The 15860-nt window shown below is 67.8% G+C and carries 14 protein-coding genes; 11 read left to right on the top strand and 3 right to left on the bottom strand.

The window, feature by feature from the left end; translation table 11 throughout:
• Positions 1-85 precede the first annotated feature (85 nt).
• The 10 genes from DA1_RS04720 (at position 86) to cydX (ending at position 12574) form a co-directional block, all read left to right on the top strand.
• Positions 86-835: an electron transfer flavoprotein subunit beta/FixA family protein gene (locus DA1_RS04720; protein WP_012204310.1), complete on the top strand. Its 750-nt coding sequence runs from the start codon at positions 86-88 to the stop codon at positions 833-835.
• A 13-nt stretch (positions 836-848) separates the two neighbouring features.
• Positions 849-1781, top strand: coding sequence for an electron transfer flavoprotein subunit alpha/FixB family protein (locus DA1_RS04715; protein WP_034391467.1), 933 nt, complete (start codon positions 849-851; stop codon positions 1779-1781).
• A gap of 154 nt (positions 1782-1935) precedes the next feature.
• Entirely contained in the window at positions 1936-3078 is a 1143-nt protein-coding gene (locus DA1_RS04710; protein WP_013803458.1) for an ABC transporter substrate-binding protein, read from the top strand.
• A gap of 97 nt (positions 3079-3175) precedes the next feature.
• Positions 3176-4966, top strand: coding sequence for an acyl-CoA dehydrogenase (locus DA1_RS04705; RefSeq protein WP_034391468.1), 1791 nt, complete (start codon positions 3176-3178; stop codon positions 4964-4966).
• A 60-nt stretch (positions 4967-5026) separates the two neighbouring features.
• A complete protein-coding gene (locus DA1_RS04700; protein WP_012204314.1) occupies positions 5027-5986 on the top strand; it encodes an NAD(P)H-dependent flavin oxidoreductase in 960 nt (319 codons plus the stop codon).
• A gap of 291 nt (positions 5987-6277) precedes the next feature.
• On the top strand, positions 6278-7918 hold the full coding sequence (gene cydD, locus DA1_RS04695; protein WP_034391470.1) for a thiol reductant ABC exporter subunit CydD: 1641 nt from the start codon (positions 6278-6280) through the stop codon (positions 7916-7918).
• Positions 7915-9600, top strand: coding sequence for an amino acid ABC transporter ATP-binding/permease protein (locus tag DA1_RS04690; protein ID WP_034391471.1), 1686 nt, complete (start codon positions 7915-7917; stop codon positions 9598-9600). Before cydD ends, DA1_RS04690 begins: the two co-directional genes overlap by 4 nt.
• A 42-nt stretch (positions 9601-9642) precedes the next feature.
• Positions 9643-11229 carry a cytochrome ubiquinol oxidase subunit I gene (locus DA1_RS04685; RefSeq protein WP_034391473.1) on the top strand — a complete coding sequence of 529 codons (1587 nt, stop codon included), beginning with the start codon at positions 9643-9645 and terminating at the stop codon, positions 11227-11229.
• Between the two features lie 18 nt (positions 11230-11247).
• Positions 11248-12399 carry a cytochrome d ubiquinol oxidase subunit II gene (gene cydB, locus DA1_RS04680; protein ID WP_034391474.1) on the top strand — a complete coding sequence of 384 codons (1152 nt, stop codon included), beginning with the start codon at positions 11248-11250 and terminating at the stop codon, positions 12397-12399.
• Between the two features lie 49 nt (positions 12400-12448).
• Positions 12449-12574: a cytochrome bd-I oxidase subunit CydX gene (cydX, locus tag DA1_RS04675; protein ID WP_012204319.1), complete on the top strand. Its 126-nt coding sequence runs from the start codon at positions 12449-12451 to the stop codon at positions 12572-12574.
• Between the two features lie 199 nt (positions 12575-12773).
• On the opposite strand, the gene DA1_RS04670 is transcribed toward cydX, so the two are convergent.
• Entirely contained in the window at positions 12774-13370 is a 597-nt protein-coding gene (locus tag DA1_RS04670) for a GbsR/MarR family transcriptional regulator (protein ID WP_012204320.1), read from the bottom strand.
• Positions 13371-13538: 168 nt separating this feature from the next.
• Here DA1_RS04670 and DA1_RS04665 point away from each other — a divergent pair, with 168 nt between their 5' ends.
• Complete coding sequence (locus tag DA1_RS04665) at positions 13539-14696, top strand: acyltransferase family protein (RefSeq protein WP_034391475.1); 1158 nt, start codon at positions 13539-13541, stop codon at positions 14694-14696.
• A gap of 73 nt (positions 14697-14769) precedes the next feature.
• Here the strand turns inward: DA1_RS04665 and rnk are convergent, their stop codons facing one another.
• A complete protein-coding gene (gene rnk, locus DA1_RS04660) occupies positions 14770-15174 on the bottom strand; it encodes a nucleoside diphosphate kinase regulator (protein ID WP_012204322.1) in 405 nt (134 codons plus the stop codon).
• Positions 15175-15403: 229 nt separating this feature from the next.
• Positions 15404-15856: a GNAT family N-acetyltransferase gene (locus tag DA1_RS04655; protein WP_034391476.1), complete on the bottom strand. Its 453-nt coding sequence runs from the start codon at positions 15854-15856 to the stop codon at positions 15404-15406.
• Between the last annotated feature and the right edge of the window lie 4 nt (positions 15857-15860).

Below are 15860 nucleotides of genomic sequence, written 5' to 3'. Positions count from 1 at the left end.
AACCTGCCGCAGCTGCTGCAGCGCCGCATACAATGATTTCGGTTTACGTAAACGTCAATCTATCAATCAATCAGGAGCCGCTGCAATGAAGGTTTTGGTCCCGGTCAAGCGCGTGGTGGACTACAACGTGAAGGTCCGCGTGAAGTCGGACGGCACGGGCGTGGACATCGCCAACGTCAAGATGAGCATGAACCCCTTTGACGAAATCGCCGTCGAAGAAGCCGTTCGCCTCAAGGAAAAGGGCGTGGCCACCGAAGTCATCGCCGTCTCCTGCGGCGTGGCCCAGTGCCAGGAAACCCTGCGCACGGCCATGGCCATCGGTGCCGACCGCGGCATCCTGGTGGAGACCACCGAGGAGCTGCAGCCCCTGGCCGTCGCCAAGCTGCTCAAGGCGCTGGTGGACAAGGAACAACCCGGCCTGATCATCCTGGGCAAGCAGGCCATCGACGACGACGCCAACCAGACCGGCCAGATGCTGGCGGCCCTGGCCGACCTGCCCCAGGCCACCTTCGCCTCCAAGGTCGAAGTCGCTGGCGACAAGGTCAACGTGACCCGTGAAGTGGACGGCGGCCTGGAAACCCTAGCCCTGAGCCTGCCGGCCGTCATCACCACCGACCTGCGCCTGAACGAGCCGCGCTACGTCACGCTGCCCAACATCATGAAGGCCAAGAAAAAGCAGCTGGACACCGTCAAGCCTGAAGAGCTGGGCGTCGATGTGGCCCCGCGCCTGAAGACGCTCAAGGTGGCCGAGCCCGCCAAGCGCGGTGCCGGTGTCAAGGTGCCGGACGTTGCCACGCTGGTGTCCAAGCTCAAGAACGAAGCCAAAGTGATCTAAGGAAGACAGCGACATGACATCCCTCGTTATTGCAGAACACGACAACGCTTCCATCAAGAGCGCCACGCTCAACACCGTCACTGCGGCCCTGGCCTGCGGCGGCGACGTGCATGTGCTGGTGGCGGGCGAGAATGCCAGCGCCGCTGCGCAGGCCGCGGCCCAGATCGCTGGCGTGTCCAAGGTCATCCACGCCGATGGCGCCAGCCTGAAGGACGGCCTGGCCGAGAACATCGCAGCGCAAGTGCTGGCAATTGCTTCGAACTACAGCCACATCCTGTTCCCTGCCACCGCCAGCGGCAAGAACGCTGCGCCGCGCGTGGCCGCCAAGCTGGACGTGGCCCAGATCAGCGACATCACCAAGGTGGACAGCGCCGACACCTTCGAGCGCCCCATCTACGCCGGCAACGCCATTGCCACGGTGCAAAGCAGCGACAAGATCAAGGTCATCACCGTGCGCGGCACGGGCTTTGACGCAGCGGCCACCACGGGCGGCAGCGCCCAGGTGGAGCAGCTGGCAGCCGCTGGCGACAACGGCAAGAGCAGCTTCGTGGGCCGCGAGGTCACCAAGAACGACCGCCCGGAACTGACGGCTGCCAAGATCATCGTCTCCGGCGGTCGCGCGCTGGGCAGCAGCGAGAAGTTCCAGGAAGTCATCACCCCCCTGGCCGACAAGCTGGGTGCCGCCATCGGCGCTTCGCGCGCTGCGGTGGATGCGGGCTATGCGCCCAACGACCTGCAGGTCGGCCAGACCGGCAAGATCGTGGCGCCGCAGCTGTACATCGCCCTGGGCATCTCGGGCGCCATCCAGCATTTGGCCGGCATGAAGGACTCCAAGGTGATCGTGGCGATCAACAAGGACCCCGAGGCACCGATCTTCTCGGTGGCCGACTACGGCCTGGAGGCCGACCTGTTCCAGGCCGTGCCGGAACTGGTGCAGGCGCTGTAAGCGGCTGAAGCTGAAAAATGAGGGGCATAGGCCCCTCTTTTTCCGTCATGGATTCCGGGATGGTCCGCTGGTCACGGCGCGCACCACCGACTACAACAACGGACTTGGCCGCCAGCCGGTGCTGGCGATGGCATGAACCGAGAGGGAGATTGAAATGAAGATGATGCGCTTGCGCCTGGCCCGCACGGCCGTGGCCTTTGTCTGTGGCGCCATGGCGCTGGCCGCCGAGGCCAATGCCTGGGTGGTGGGGCAGGTGGCACCCATGTCGGGAGCCGGTGCGACGCAGGGCCGTGCCTATGCCCAGGGCATGCGCCTGTACTTCGACCAGATCAACAAGGCCGGCGGCGTGCAGGGTCAGCCCGTGCAACTGGTCACCGTGGACGATGTGGGCCACCCCGAGGAAACCGTGGACAAGACCCGCAAGCTGCTGGACGAGTCCAAACCCGTGGTGCTGGCCGGCTACTTCGGCAACCGCAACATGGCGGCGCTGCTGGACAGCAAGCTGCTCGACCAGTCGCAGATCTCCCTCGTGGGCTACCAGAGCACGGACACGCGGGTGCTGAGCAATCCCCAGATCTTCAGCACGCGCGCCAACCTGCCCGAGGAAATGGCCAAGATCGCATCGCACCTGGCCACCGTGGGCATCACGCGCCTGGCCCTGCTGCATGACGAACGCCCGGATGCCAAGGCCGTGGCGGAACTCGTGGACAAGGCGATTGCGCCTTCCAAGGCCAAGCTGGTGGTCAGCGCCTCGCTGAGCACGGGCAAGGGTGCCATGGACAAGGCCGTGTCCCAGTTGCAAAAGGCCCAGCCTTCGGCGCAGGCCGTGATGGTGGTGGCCTCCAGCCCCGTGACCTCGGCCTTTGTCGAGGCGTACCGCATGGCGGGTGGCACGGCCCAGATCTACGCGACGTCCGAAGCCGATATCGAGCAACTGGCCAAGCGCCTGCCCGTGGAGTTCATGAGCGGCCTGTCCATTGCCCAGGTCGTGCCCAGTCCCTACAAGGTGACCATGCGCCTGAACAAGGAGTTCAGGGACGCGGCCACCGCCGCAGGCAAGTCGCTGACCGTGCCGGTCAGCTACGCCATGATGGAAGGCTATGTGAACGCCCGCGTCATCGTGGAGGCCATGCGCCGCACCCAGCCGCTGACGCGCGACAAGCTGGCCGCTTCGCTGCGCGGCCTGGACGCCTTCGATCTGGGCGGCTACTGGGTTACCTATCGTCCGGGCTCGCAGGCGGGCTCGAAATTCGTGGATTTGTCCATCGTCAACGCATCGGGCCGCGTCACGCAATAACGCAGCAATGCAGTAGTGCCGTGGCGGCGCGCCCGCTGTCCCAGGTCGCCGCGCGCTGCGCGCCGGCGGTCCAGGCTCTGTTCAGGAAGGTTCAACAATGACTTACTCGGCTCCCCTCAAAGACATGCTGTTCGCCATGGAGCATCTGGCGCAGATCGACCAGGTGGCGCAGTTGCCCGGTTTCGAGGAGGCTGGCCTGGAGACGGCCCAGGCCGTGCTGGAGGAATGCGCCAAGCTGTGCGAAGGCGTGGTGGCACCTCTGAACCTGCCGGGCGACGTGGCGCCTTCCAGCCTCAAGGACGGCGTGGTCACCACCACGGCGGGCTTCAAGCAGGCCTTTCGCCAGTACGCCGAAGGCGGCTGGCAGGGGCTGCAGCATCCGCAGGATTTTGGCGGCCAGGGCCTGCCCAAGACGATTGGCGCGGCCTGTGTGGAAATGCTCAACAGCGCCAACCTGAGCTTTGCTTTGTGCCCGCTGCTGACCGACGGCGCCATCGAGGCCCTGCTGACGGCGGGCAGCGATGAGCTCAAGGCCACCTATCTCGAGAAGCTGGTGACCGGCGAGTGGACCGGCACCATGAACCTGACCGAGCCCCAGGCCGGCTCCGACCTGGCCCTGGTGCGCACCAAGGCCGATCCGCAGCCCGACGGCAGCTACAAGGTCTTCGGCACAAAGATCTTCATCACCTATGGCGAGCACGACATGGCCGAGAACATCGTCCATCTGGTGCTGGCCCGCGTGGCCGGGGCGCCCGAGGGCGTCAAGGGCATCAGCCTGTTCGTGGTGCCCAAGTTCCTGGTCAACAAGGATGGCTCGCTGGGCGCGCGCAACGATGTGCACTGCGTGAGCATCGAGCACAAGATGGGGATCAAGGCCTCGCCCACGGCCGTGCTGCAGTACGGCGACAACGGCGGGGCCATCGGTTACCTGGTGGGCGAGGAGAACCGCGGCCTCGAATACATGTTCATCATGATGAACGCGGCCCGCTACGCCGTGGGCGTGCAGGGCATTGCCGTGGCCGAGCGCGCCTACCAGCACGCCGTGGCCTATGCCCGCGAGCGCGTGCAAAGCCGTCCCGTGGACGGCAGCGTCAAGGCCAGCGCCACCATCATCCACCACCCCGATGTGCGCCGCATGCTCATGACCATGCGTGCCTACACCGAGGGCTGCCGCGCCATGGCGGCCACGGCCGCCGCGGCCTACGACGCATCCCATCACCATGCCGACGCCCAGGTGCGCGAGGCCAATGCGGCCTTCTATGAATTCATGGTGCCCCTGGTCAAGGGCTACAGCACCGAGATGAGCCTGGAAGTCACCAGCCTGGGCGTGCAGGTGCACGGCGGCATGGGCTTCATCGAGGAGACGGGCGCCGCCCAGTACTACCGCGACGCCAAGATCCTGACCATCTACGAAGGCACGACCGCCATCCAGGCCAATGACCTGGTGGGCCGCAAGACGGCGCGCGATGGCGGCCAGACCGCGCTGGCCATTGCGGGCCAGATCGAGAAGACCGAGGCCGAACTGGCCGCCAGCGGCACGCCCGAGGCACTGGCCGTGGCCCGCCAGCTGGCCGCTGCGCGCCAGGCCTTCGTGGAGGCGGTGCACTTTGTCTCGGGCCAGGCCAAGGCCGAGCCCAATGCCGTGTACGCCGGCAGCGTTCCCTACCTGATGCTGGCGGGCAACCTCGTCGCAGGCTGGCAGATGGGCCGCGCCCTGCTGGTGGCCGAGCAACTGTTGCACAAGGGACAGGACGCGGCCTTCATGCGCGCGAAGATTGCGACGGCACGCTTTTATGCCGAGCACATCCTCGTCAAGGCGGCGGGCCTGCGCGATGCCATCGTGCACGGCGGCGACAGCGTGATGGCGCTGCCCATGGACGCCTTCTGACCCGGCGCTTGCGCACGGCACAACGCAGACAGAGACACCGAGAACCAACGGAGACAACGCATGTCCAAGCTTCCCCCGGCGCTGAAGAAACTGGCCCTGCCAGTGATCGGCTCGCCGCTGTTCATCATCAGCAACCCCAAGCTCGTGATCGCCCAGTGCCAGGCCGGCATCGTGGGTTCTATGCCCGCGCTCAACGCGCGCCCGGCCGAGCAGCTCGAAGACTGGCTGGCCGAGATCACCGAGACCCTGGCCGCCTGGGACAAGGCCCATCCGGACCGGCCCTCGGCGCCGTTCGCCATCAACCAGATCGTGCACAAGAGCAATGACCGGCTCGAGCACGACATGCAGATGTGCGCCAAGTACAAGGTGCCCATCGTCATCACCAGCCTGGGTGCGCGCGAGGACGTGAACCAGGCCGTGCACAGCTGGGGCGGCGTGGTGCTGCACGACATCATCAACAACAAGTTCGCGCACAAGGCCATCGAAAAGGGGGCCGACGGCCTGATCGCCGTGGCGGCGGGCGCGGGCGGCCATGCGGGCGTCAAGAGCCCGTTCGCGCTGATCCAGGAAATCCGCGAATGGTTCGACGGCCCCGTGGCGCTGTCGGGCTCCATCGCCTCGGGCGGTGCCATCCTCGCGGCCCAGGCCATGGGAGCGGACTTCGCCTATATCGGCTCGGCCTTCATTGCCACGCATGAGGCGCGTGCGCACGACGCCTACAAGCAGGCCATCGTGGACGGCACCTCCGACGACATCGTCTACAGCAACCTGTTCACGGGCGTGCACGGCAACTACCTGGCGCCGTCCATCCGTGCGGCAGGCCTGGACCCCGACAACCTGCCCGAGTCGGACCCCAGCAAGATGAACTTCGGCGGCGACGCCAAGAAGGCCTGGAAGGACATCTGGGGCTGCGGCCAGGGCATTGGCGCCATCCGCGAAGTCACGGGTGCGGGCGAGCTGGTGGAGCGTCTCAAGCGCGAATACAACCAGGCGCGCGACCGCCTGCTGTCCACCCCCTAAGGTCGGGGAGCCCAGGACGGGCTCTTCTCCTACCCTGCCAGACGGCGCCTTCGGGCGCCGTTTTCTTTGGGTATTACCCACGCTGTGCGGGTCCGGTTCTCGAAGTTGTTTGCGCAAAACCCCTTGCGCACGCTTGACTGCTTCACTCGGCTTCCCCCTACGAGCGACTTGCCTGGAGCAAGTTTGTTTAGAATTCTTTGCGTAATTTCAGTAAATACTGAAATTACAGAATAAATGAACAAACCTTGTACCCCGTCATTGCCTGAGTTCCACCAGCTGGCGCGTCGTCCGATGGCGGGTACGGGGCGCCTGGTGCTGGCCTCGCTGCTGTGGCTGCCGCAGGCGGCGCTGCTGGCGCTGGCCGCGCAGTCCATGGCCGATGGCGCAGGCAGGGAGCCGCTGTGGCCACTGTGGCAGCTTGCGGCCGGCGTGGCACTGCTGGGCGGGTTGCGCGCCTGGTGCGATGCCAGCGGCACGCGCCGCGCCAATCTGCAGGCGCGCAGCCTGGTGAGCGCGCTGCGAATGCAGGTGCTGCGCACGCTGGCGGGCACCTCGCCGCTGGACCGCCAGCGCGCGGCCTCGGGCCAGGCGGCCAGCGCCATGGCCGAGCAGGCCGAGGCCATCGTGCCCTGGCTGTCGCGCTACCAGACCGCCATGTGGCGCGTGCGCACCGTGCCGCTGGTGATTGCGCTGGCCGTGGCCAGCCAGAGCTGGGTGGTGGCGCTGATCCTGGTGGTGGCCGCACCGCTGATCCCGCTGTTCATGGCCATCGTCGGCTGGCGCGCCAAGGCGGCCAGCCAGGCGCAGATGGTGGAGCTGGGCGGCATGAACGCCTTCCTGCTCGACCGCCTGCGCGGCCTGTCCACCCTGCGCGCCCTGGGCGCGGTGGATGCCACGGCGCAGCGGCTGCGCGCCAATGCCGAATCCCTGCGCGAACGCAGCATGCGCGTGCTGCGCATCGCCTTTCTGTCCTCTGCGGTGCTGGAGCTGTTCTCGGCCCTGGGCGTGGCCATGGTGGCCGTCTACGTGGGCTTTCACCTGCTGGGCCATCTGCCCTTTGGCAGCTGGGGCCAGACACTGAGCCTGGGCCAGGCGCTGTTCGTGCTGCTGCTGGCGCCCAGCTTCTTCGATCCCCTGCGTGAGCTGTCTGCCGTCTGGCACGACCGTGCCAGCGGCGAGGCCGCCCTGCAGGCCCTGGGCGAGCTGGGCCGCGATGCGCAGCCGCTGCCCGGCGCACTGGCTGCGCCCGGCAGGGCGGCCGGCCAGGCCTGCGCCCTGCACCTGGAGCAGGTGCGGCCCCAGGCACCAGGCGGCGCGGTCACGCTGCCGGCGCTCACGGTGGACGTGCGGCCTGGCGAGCATGTGGCGCTGTGGAGCCCCAGCGGCAGCGGCAAGTCGCTGCTGCTGGCGCAGATTGCCGGCCTGCTGCCGGTGGCCGAGCCTGGGCGCATCCATATCGATGGCCAGCTGCTCGACGGTGAATCGGCCGGCCGGCTGCGCGCGCGCATGGCCTGGATGGGGCAGAGCCCGCATGTGTTCGCGGGCTCGGTGGCCGAAAACCTCCGGCTGGGCCGCCCGGGATTCACCTTCGGCGAACTGCGCCAGGCCCTGCGGCTGGCCGGGCTGGGCAAGCTGGCCGAGACCCGGGCCGGCGCCACGCTGGGCGAGGGCGGAGCCGGCCTGTCGGGCGGCGAAATCGTGCGCCTGGCACTGGCGCGCCTGGCCTTGTCGCGCGATGCAGGCCTGCTGCTGGTCGATGAACCCACGGCCCACCTGGACCCGGCCACGGCCGCCCAGGTCACCGATGCCCTGCTGCAGCTGGCACGCGGTCGCACGCTGATCGTCGCCACCCACGATGCCGAACTGGCCGCCGCCATGCACCGCGTGGTGGAGCTGGCGGGCCATGCCGCCCCACAGGAGCTGGCCGCATGAAGCCCCGCTCCACCCTCCGGCCCGTGCTGGCCGCCCTGGCGCGCATGGCGCCCCGGCGCCTGTGGCTGGGCGGCGCGCTGCTGGCCCTGCTCACGGTGCTCATGGGCATGGCGCTGCTGGGCCTGTCGGGCTGGTTCATCACGGCCACGGCGCTGGCCGGGCTGCTGCCGGCCACGGCCATCGTCTTCGATGTGTTCATGCCTTCGGCCGGCATCCGCCTGCTGGCCCTGGGCCGCACGGGCACGCGCTATGCCGAACGGCTGGTCACCCATGACGCCACCCTGGCCGTGCTGGCCGCCCTGCGCGAGCGGCTGCTGCGCAACTGGGCCACGCCCGCCGCCGCCCTGAGCCTGCGCCTGCGGCCCGTGCGCCTGCTGCAGCGGCTGACGGCCGACGTGGACGCGCTGGACAGCCTGTACCTGCGCCTGTTCGTGCCCTTGCTGGCCGCCACGGGTGCCACGCTGATGGCCGCCCTGGCGCTGGGCCTGATGCGCTGGTGGCTGGGCATGGCCTTGGTTGCGTGGCTGCTGGCCACGGGCCTGGGCAGCGCCCTGTGGCTGGCGCGCAGTGCGCGCCGGCCCGCCGTGCGCCGCGCGCTGGCGCTGGAGTCCCTGCGCGCCCGCACGGCCGACCTGGTAGCCGGGCAGGCGGAGCTGGCCATGGCCGGCACCCTGGCCGCGCATTGCGAACGCATTGCCGCCCTGGACGCCCGCGTGGCCGAGGCCGACGCCGAGCTCCACGGCCTGGAGGCCCGAACCTCCTTCGTGCAAGGCCTGTGCGGCGCCCTGGCCCTGGCCGGTGTGCTGCTGGGCGTGGGCTGGCTGGCCGAGGCCGGCCTGCTGGGTGCCCCCGTGGCCGCGCTGGCCCTGCTGCTGGCGCTGACGGCCATGGAGCCCTTTGCCGCATTGCGCCGTGGCGCGCTGGAGGCCGGCCGCAGCTGGCTGGCCGCGCGCCGGCTGGCGCCCGCCCTGCGCGATGGCGCTGCGCAAGGCGCCTGCGAACCGGCGGCGCCCAGGCAGGGCTTGGCGGTTGAGCTGGAGCAGGTCGTGGCACCCCGTGCCGCCGTGCTGGCCCAGGACATCCGTATCGCCGAAGGCGAACGTGTCGCCCTGCTGGGCGCCAGCGGCGCGGGCAAGACCACGCTGCTGTCCCTGATGGCCGGCGAGCTCCAGCCGTTGGCCGGCGCCGTGCGTGCCCGGCGCTGCACCTGGATGACGCAGCGCACCGAACTGTTCGAGGACAGCCTGCGCGACAACCTTTTGCTGGCCTGCCCCGAGGCCGCCGAGGACACGCTGTGGGCGGCGCTGGAAGTCGCCGGGCTGGCCGGCGATGTGCGGGCCATGGCGCAGGGCCTGGACACGCGGCTGGGCGAGGGCGGGCTGGGCCTGTCCGGCGGCCAGGCACGGCGCCTGGCGCTGGCGCGGCTGCTGCTGAGCCCCGCGCGCTGCTGGCTGCTGGACGAAGTGACCGAGGGCCTGGATGCACGCACGGCCGCCGACCTGCTGGTGCGGCTGGACAGTGCAGCCCGGGGCCGCACCCTGGTGCTGGCCACCCACAAGCAGCGGGAGGCGCAACTGGCCGACCGGCTGCTGTGGGTGGAGCAGGGCCGCGTGGTGTCCGAGGCGCTGCGCGGCACACCGCCGTTCGAGGCGGCCCTGGCGCGCCTGCGGCAGGACGGCTGATCAAGGATTTCACCAAGTACCCCCGAGAGAAAGGATCTCACCATGGACCTCGACATCGTCGATCTATCGCGGCTGCAGTTCGCGGTAACGGCGCTCTACCACTTCCTGTTCGTGCCGCTGACCATCGGCCTGGCCGTGATCATCGCCATCATGGAGACCGTCTACGTGATGACGGGCCGCACCATCTGGCGCGACATGACGAAGTTCTGGGGCACGTTGTTCGGCATCAACTTCGCCATGGGCGTGGCCACGGGCATCGTGATGGAGTTCCAGTTCGGCATGAACTGGAGCTACTACAGCCACTACGTGGGCGACATCTTCGGCGCGCCGCTGGCCATCGAGGGGCTGATGGCCTTCTTCCTCGAGGCCACCTTCGTGGGCCTGTTCTTCTTCGGCTGGGATCGCCTGAGCAAGGTCGGCCATCTGGTGACCACCTGGTGCGTGGCCCTGGGCTCGAACTTCTCGGCGCTGTGGATTCTGATCGCCAACGGCTGGATGCAAAACCCCGTGGGCGCGGCGTTCAACCCGCAGACCATGCGCATGGAGGTCACCGACTTCTTTGCCGTGCTCACCAACCCCGTGGCCCAGGCCAAGTTCGTGCACACGGTCTCGGCCGGCTACGTGACGGCGGCCATCTTCGTGCTGGGCGTCTCGGCCTGGTATCTGCTCAAGGGCCGGCACATCCAGCTGGCGCGCCGCTCCATGACGGTGGCCACCTCGTTCGGCCTGGCCGCCGCGCTGTCGGTGGTGGTGCTGGGCGATGAAAGCGGCTACCTGTCGTCGGAGCACCAGAAGATGAAGCTGGCCGCCATCGAGGCCATGTGGGACACCGAGCCCGCACCGGCCGCCTTCACCGCCTTCGGCTTCCCCGACAAGGCCGCACGCGAGACGCACTACGCCGTGCACATTCCCTGGGTCATGGGCCTGATCGGCACGCGCTCGCTGACCACCGAGATCCCCGGCATCAACGACCTGGTCCAGCGCACCGAGCAGTACATCCGCAACGGCATCGAGGCCTATGGCGCACTGGAGGCCATCCGCGCCGCCGGCCCCACGGGCCAGGTGCCGGCCGAGGCCAAGGCCGTCTTCGAGGACAAGGGCGGGCAACTGGGCTACGCGCTGCTGCTCAAGCGCTACGTGGACGACCCGCGCCAGGCCACGGACGCGCAGATCGCCCAGGCCGCCTGGGACACCGTGCCGGCCGTGGGGCCGCTGTTCTGGGCCTTCCGCATCATGGTGGGGTTGGGCATGTTCTTCATCGCGCTCACGGCCGCCTTCTTCTGGCTGTCGGTGCGGCGCAGGCTGGACGCCCATCCGTGGATGCTCAAGCTGGCCGTGATCGCCATTCCCCTGCCCTGGATCGCGGCCGAGTGCGGCTGGATCGTGGCCGAGGTGGGCCGCCAGCCCTGGATCATCGAAGGCGTGCTGCCCACGGCGCTGGCCGTGTCCAACCTGGGCGCGGGCACGCTGCTGCTGACGATTGCAGGCTTCATCGCCATCTACTCCGTGCTCTTCGTCATCGAGATGAAGCTCATGGTGAAGGCCATCCGCAAGGGACCGCAGGAGGAAAGCGCACCGCACCTGACCACCTACTTCCCTCTGATGCAAAAACTCGCCCGCGGGCAATGACCAAGGGAGATTGTCACCATGATTCTTCACGAACTGATCAGCTACGACATCCTGCGCCTGCTGTGGTGGGGCCTGCTGGGCGTGCTGCTCATCGCCTTTGCCGTCACCGATGGCTTTGACCTGGGCGCTGCCGCGCTGCTGCCGCTGGCGGCCAGGACCGATGTGGAGCGCCGCGTCGTCATCAACTCTCTGGGCCCGGTCTGGGAAGGCAACCAGGTCTGGCTCATCCTGGGCGGCGGCGCCATCTTTGCGGCCTGGCCGCAGCTGTATGCCGTGTCGTTCTCAGGCTTTTACCTGGCCATGTTCGCGGCCCTGGTGGCGCTGATCCTGCGGCCCGTGGCCTTCAAGTTCCGCAGCAAGCGCGAGGAGCCGGCCTGGCGCGCGCGCTGGGATGCCGTGCTGTGCATGGCCGGCGTGGTGCCCGCGCTGATCTTCGGCGTGGCACTGGGCAATGTGCTGCAGGGCGTGCCCTTCCGCCTGGCGCCCGACATGCGCATCTACTACGAGGGCACGTTCTTCGGCCTGCTCAACCCGTTTGCGCTGCTGGCCGGCCTGGTCTCGCTGTGCATGCTGCTCATGCATGGTGCGTCCTGGCTGGTGTTCAAGACCCAGGGCGATGTGGCCGCGCGCGCGCGCCGCTTTGGCATGGTGGCTGCCGTCGCCACCACGGTACTGTTCGCGGCGGCCGGCGTGTGGCTGGCCGCGCTCAATGGCTACCGCATCACCAGCGAGATCAACACCACCGGACCGTCCAATCCGCTGTTCAAGACGGCTGCGCTGCAGGCGGGCGCCTGGTTTGCCAACTACCAGGCCCGGCCCGTGCTCTGGGCCGTGCCGGCCATCGGCCTGCTGATGCCGCTGCTGGCGGCGTTGGGCCTGTGGCTGCGCCGCGAGTGGCTGGCCCTGCTGTCCAGCGGCCTGGGCATTGCCGGCATCATCGCCAGCGTGGGGGCGTCCATGTTCCCGTTCATCCTGCCCTCGTCGCTGAACCCGCAGCACAGCCTCACGGTCTGGGACTCTTCGTCCAGCCATGTGACGCTGTTCATCATGCTGGTGTGCGCGCTGATCTTCGTGCCCCTCATCGTGGCCTACACCAGCTGGGTCTACAGCGTGCTGCGCGGCAAGGTCGACCCGATGGCCATCATCGAGGGCCGCGGCCACTCGTACTGATCCACCGAATCAAGAAACGATAGTCAACGTCAAGAAAGGACACAACACCATGTGGTACTTCGCCTGGTTGCTAGGCCTGCCGCTGGCGGCCGCCTTCGCGGTGCTCAACGCGATGTGGTACGAACTGATGGACGACGAGGCCACGCGCCGCGAACTCCTGGCCCGGGAGAAATAAAGCTCCCCCTGAGGCGCTTCGCGCCTTCCCCCTCTCTCTTCGGGAGGGGGACGACACCCTCGCTGCGGGGGCGGCCCTTGCTCGGTGTCCCTCGCTTTGGGCTATGCCAGTTTTTGCACGCGCTTACCGCTAATGAAGCATTGCTGTAAACACAATGAGCTCCCTCGGGAGCTCATTTTTGTACGCAGGCTTGCCAGGTTCAATCGTCGGTGTCATCCGCCTTGGCGCGGCCCTTGCCGCCCGTGATGCGGTCCTTCAGATCCAGCAGCCGCGTCACGGCCGTGCCCATGCCCATGAGCTGCATGGCGGTCTCGGGCGACAGGCGCTGCACGTCGTCGAACCAGTTCATGAGCCGGTCGATCAGCTCGTACATATCGCGCATGCGCTGCTGGGCGTAGCGTTCCTCTTCGGTGGTGACTTCCTCCAGCATGGCGGCGCGCAGCATGGACTGGGTGGGCTCGATCTCGCGGCGGCGGCGTTCCTCGGCCAGGCGGCGGAAGATTTCCCAGACATCCTGCGGCGCCTCGAAATACTCGCGCCGGTCGCCGGGCTGGTGGCGCAGCTGCACCAGGCGCCAGGCCTGCAATTCCTTGAGCCCCATGCTCACGTTGGAGCGCGAGAACTCCAGCGTCTCGGCGATCTGGTCGGCATTGAGCGGCTCGGGCGAAAGAAACAGCAGAGCGTAGATCTGGCCTACCGTGCGGTTGATGCCCCAGCGGCTGCCCATCTCGCCGAAGTGCGAGACGAACTGCCGGTTCAACGCCGGAAGAGGTTTGGATTGCGTCATGGCATGCATTGTGCCTTCGCGTGCCGGCATGTCCTGGGCGGCTTGGAAAGCGGTGCGTCAGCTTTCTGCAAGACGCGGTCAAAAGGCGCACAATGGCGCCTTTGCGGGCTTGCGGCCAGGCGGCCCGGGCCCAGCGCCTCCCGCTTACCGACCCGTTCGCAGATTGCAGATTGCCCCATGTCCCACGCTAGCCGCAGTGCGCTGATCGACTGCACCAAGGGCCTGGCCTGTGCCGCCATCGTCTGGCACCACCTGGCCTTCTACGGCCCCATGTCCGATATCGCCCATCCGGCCGCGCCGGACCTCATCGACTGGCTCTATGAATATGCGCGCATGGCCGTGCAAATCTTCCTGGTGCTGGGCGGCTACCTGGCGGCAGCCAGCATGGCGCCGCAAGGCCACGGACAGCACAGCGATCCGTGGTCCCGCATCGGGCGCCGCTTCGTGCGCCTGGTCGTGCCCTATGCGGTGGCGCTGGTCGTGGCCGTCGTCGTCTCGGCGGTCGTGCGGCCCTGGTTCGACCATGCTTCTGTCTCAGGCGAGCCCGATCTCTGGCAGCTGGTGGCGCATGCCTTGCTGCTGCAGAACATCGTGGGCGAGGAGTCGCTGTCTGCCGGCGTCTGGTATGTGTCCATCGACTTCCAGCTGTTTGCGCTGACTGCGCTGCTGCTGGCCGGCACGCGCTGGAGTGGTGCCTTGCTGCGCCGCCGCTTTGGCGGCGACGCCCTGTCACGCTGCTGGCCCTGGGCGCTGAGCGTGGCGCAGGCGCTGGTGGTGATCGGCGTGGCGGCTTCGCTGCTGGGCTTCAATCTGGATGCGCAATGGGACGTATGGGCGCCGTACTTCTTTGGCGCCTACGGCCTGGGCATGCTGGCCTACTGGGCCGCGCATGCGGACAAGTCCTCGACGGCCTGGAGCTGGTCCCTGCTGATCGTGGCCCTGGTCGTGGCGGCATTGGCGCTGGAGTGGCGCGACCGCATCGCGCTGGCCGGTACCACGGCGCTGGCCCTGGTCGTGGCCATGCGCAGCCCCGCGTTTGCGCAGGCGCAAGGCTGGGCGCCGCTGCGTCGGCTGGGCAAGATTTCGTACTCGGTGTTTCTCGTGCACTTCTCGGTCTGCCTGCTGGTCAATGCCGTGGAAAGCCATTTCTGGCCACATTCCATTCCCGCCGCCCTGCTGGGCATGTGCACGGCTTTTGTGCTGTCGATTGCGGCCGGCCATCTGCTGTACGAGCGCGTGGAGCGCCACGTTCCCAGCTGGCACATGGCGCTGCGCTGGCAGGCGGGCCTGGTGGGCACCGGCCTGATCGCGGCGTTTCTGGCAGGCCTGCGCTGAGGCGCGGTGCATCAGTCCACAAACAAAAAAGGCAGCCGGTTGGCTGCCTTTTTCGCTTCACGCCGATCGGCTTTCAACGGTGCAGCTCGCCCGCGCTTTCCGGCTGGAACTCGATGGCATCCACGCGCACGGTGACTTGGCCCGAGGGGCCGGCCATGCGCGACTGGTCGCCCACGCTCAGGCCCAACAGGGCAATGCCCACGGGTGCGAAGACCGACACCTTGTCGGAGCTGCCGTCCATCTCCTTGGGATAGACCAGGGTCAGTGTATTGGACTTGCCCGACTCCAGCAGCGTGAAGCGCACGGTGGAGTTCATGGTCACCACGTTGGGCGGCATTTCCTTGGGCTCGAGCACGTCGGCGCGGTCCAGCTCGGCCTCCAGCGCCTCGCGGCCGGGGAAGGCGGGTTGCTTGTCCAGCAGGGCCTCGATGCGCTCCAGGTCCAGGGACGAAAGAATGATGTGGGGCTTGCGCTCCATGGTGTTGGCTCCCTTGTGTGCTTGCGCCGTGGCTGCAGTGAAGGGCAGCGGCGCCCAAACGGACAAAAGCCCGGGCAACGCGGTTGTCCGGGCCAAGGCATCTTCAGAAAAGAGAAAAGCACCAAGTTGGTGCGATAGGCCCATTGTGCAGGCCCGTGTGGGTTCTGCCAAGCGAACCCGCACGGTGCGGTGCGGATTGGCGTGGGGTTGACGCGGCCTGCTGCGAGCGCTACTGCGCGCGCGTGCTGCCCAGGGCCTTGAAAAAGATCAGCTCGGGGTCGCCGGGGTCCAGGTTGTCCACGCGCCCGCTGGGCACAAAGCCCGCCTGGGCGAACAGCGCCTGCGCGGCCAGGTTCGATGCATTGGTCGAGGTAAAGAGCTTGTCCGTGGTGCAGCGCTGCCGGGCCGCCGCCAGCAGTGCCAGCGCCACGCCGCTGCGCCGCGCTGCATCTGCCACGGCGATGAGGGAGATGAACCCATGGCCGAAGAATCCGGGCTCCAGCACGGCAAAACCCGACACGGAGCCATCCCACTCGGCCACCAATACCGCGCCAGCGGCCGTTTTCTCCCGCAGAAAGGCCTGGCGTTCAGCATGGCTGCGGGCATATGGATCGCAGGCCAGCAAGGACGGGAAGTCGCTGTCGATGGCAGGGCGGATGTGGTGCATGGGTCTGGATGGCATGGAT

It is taken from the genome of Delftia acidovorans NBRC 14950, assembly GCF_001598795.1.
Classification (GTDB): Bacteria; Pseudomonadota; Gammaproteobacteria; order Burkholderiales; family Burkholderiaceae_C; genus Comamonas; species Comamonas acidovorans.
This window is presented reverse-complemented; position numbering and strand designations above follow the sequence as displayed.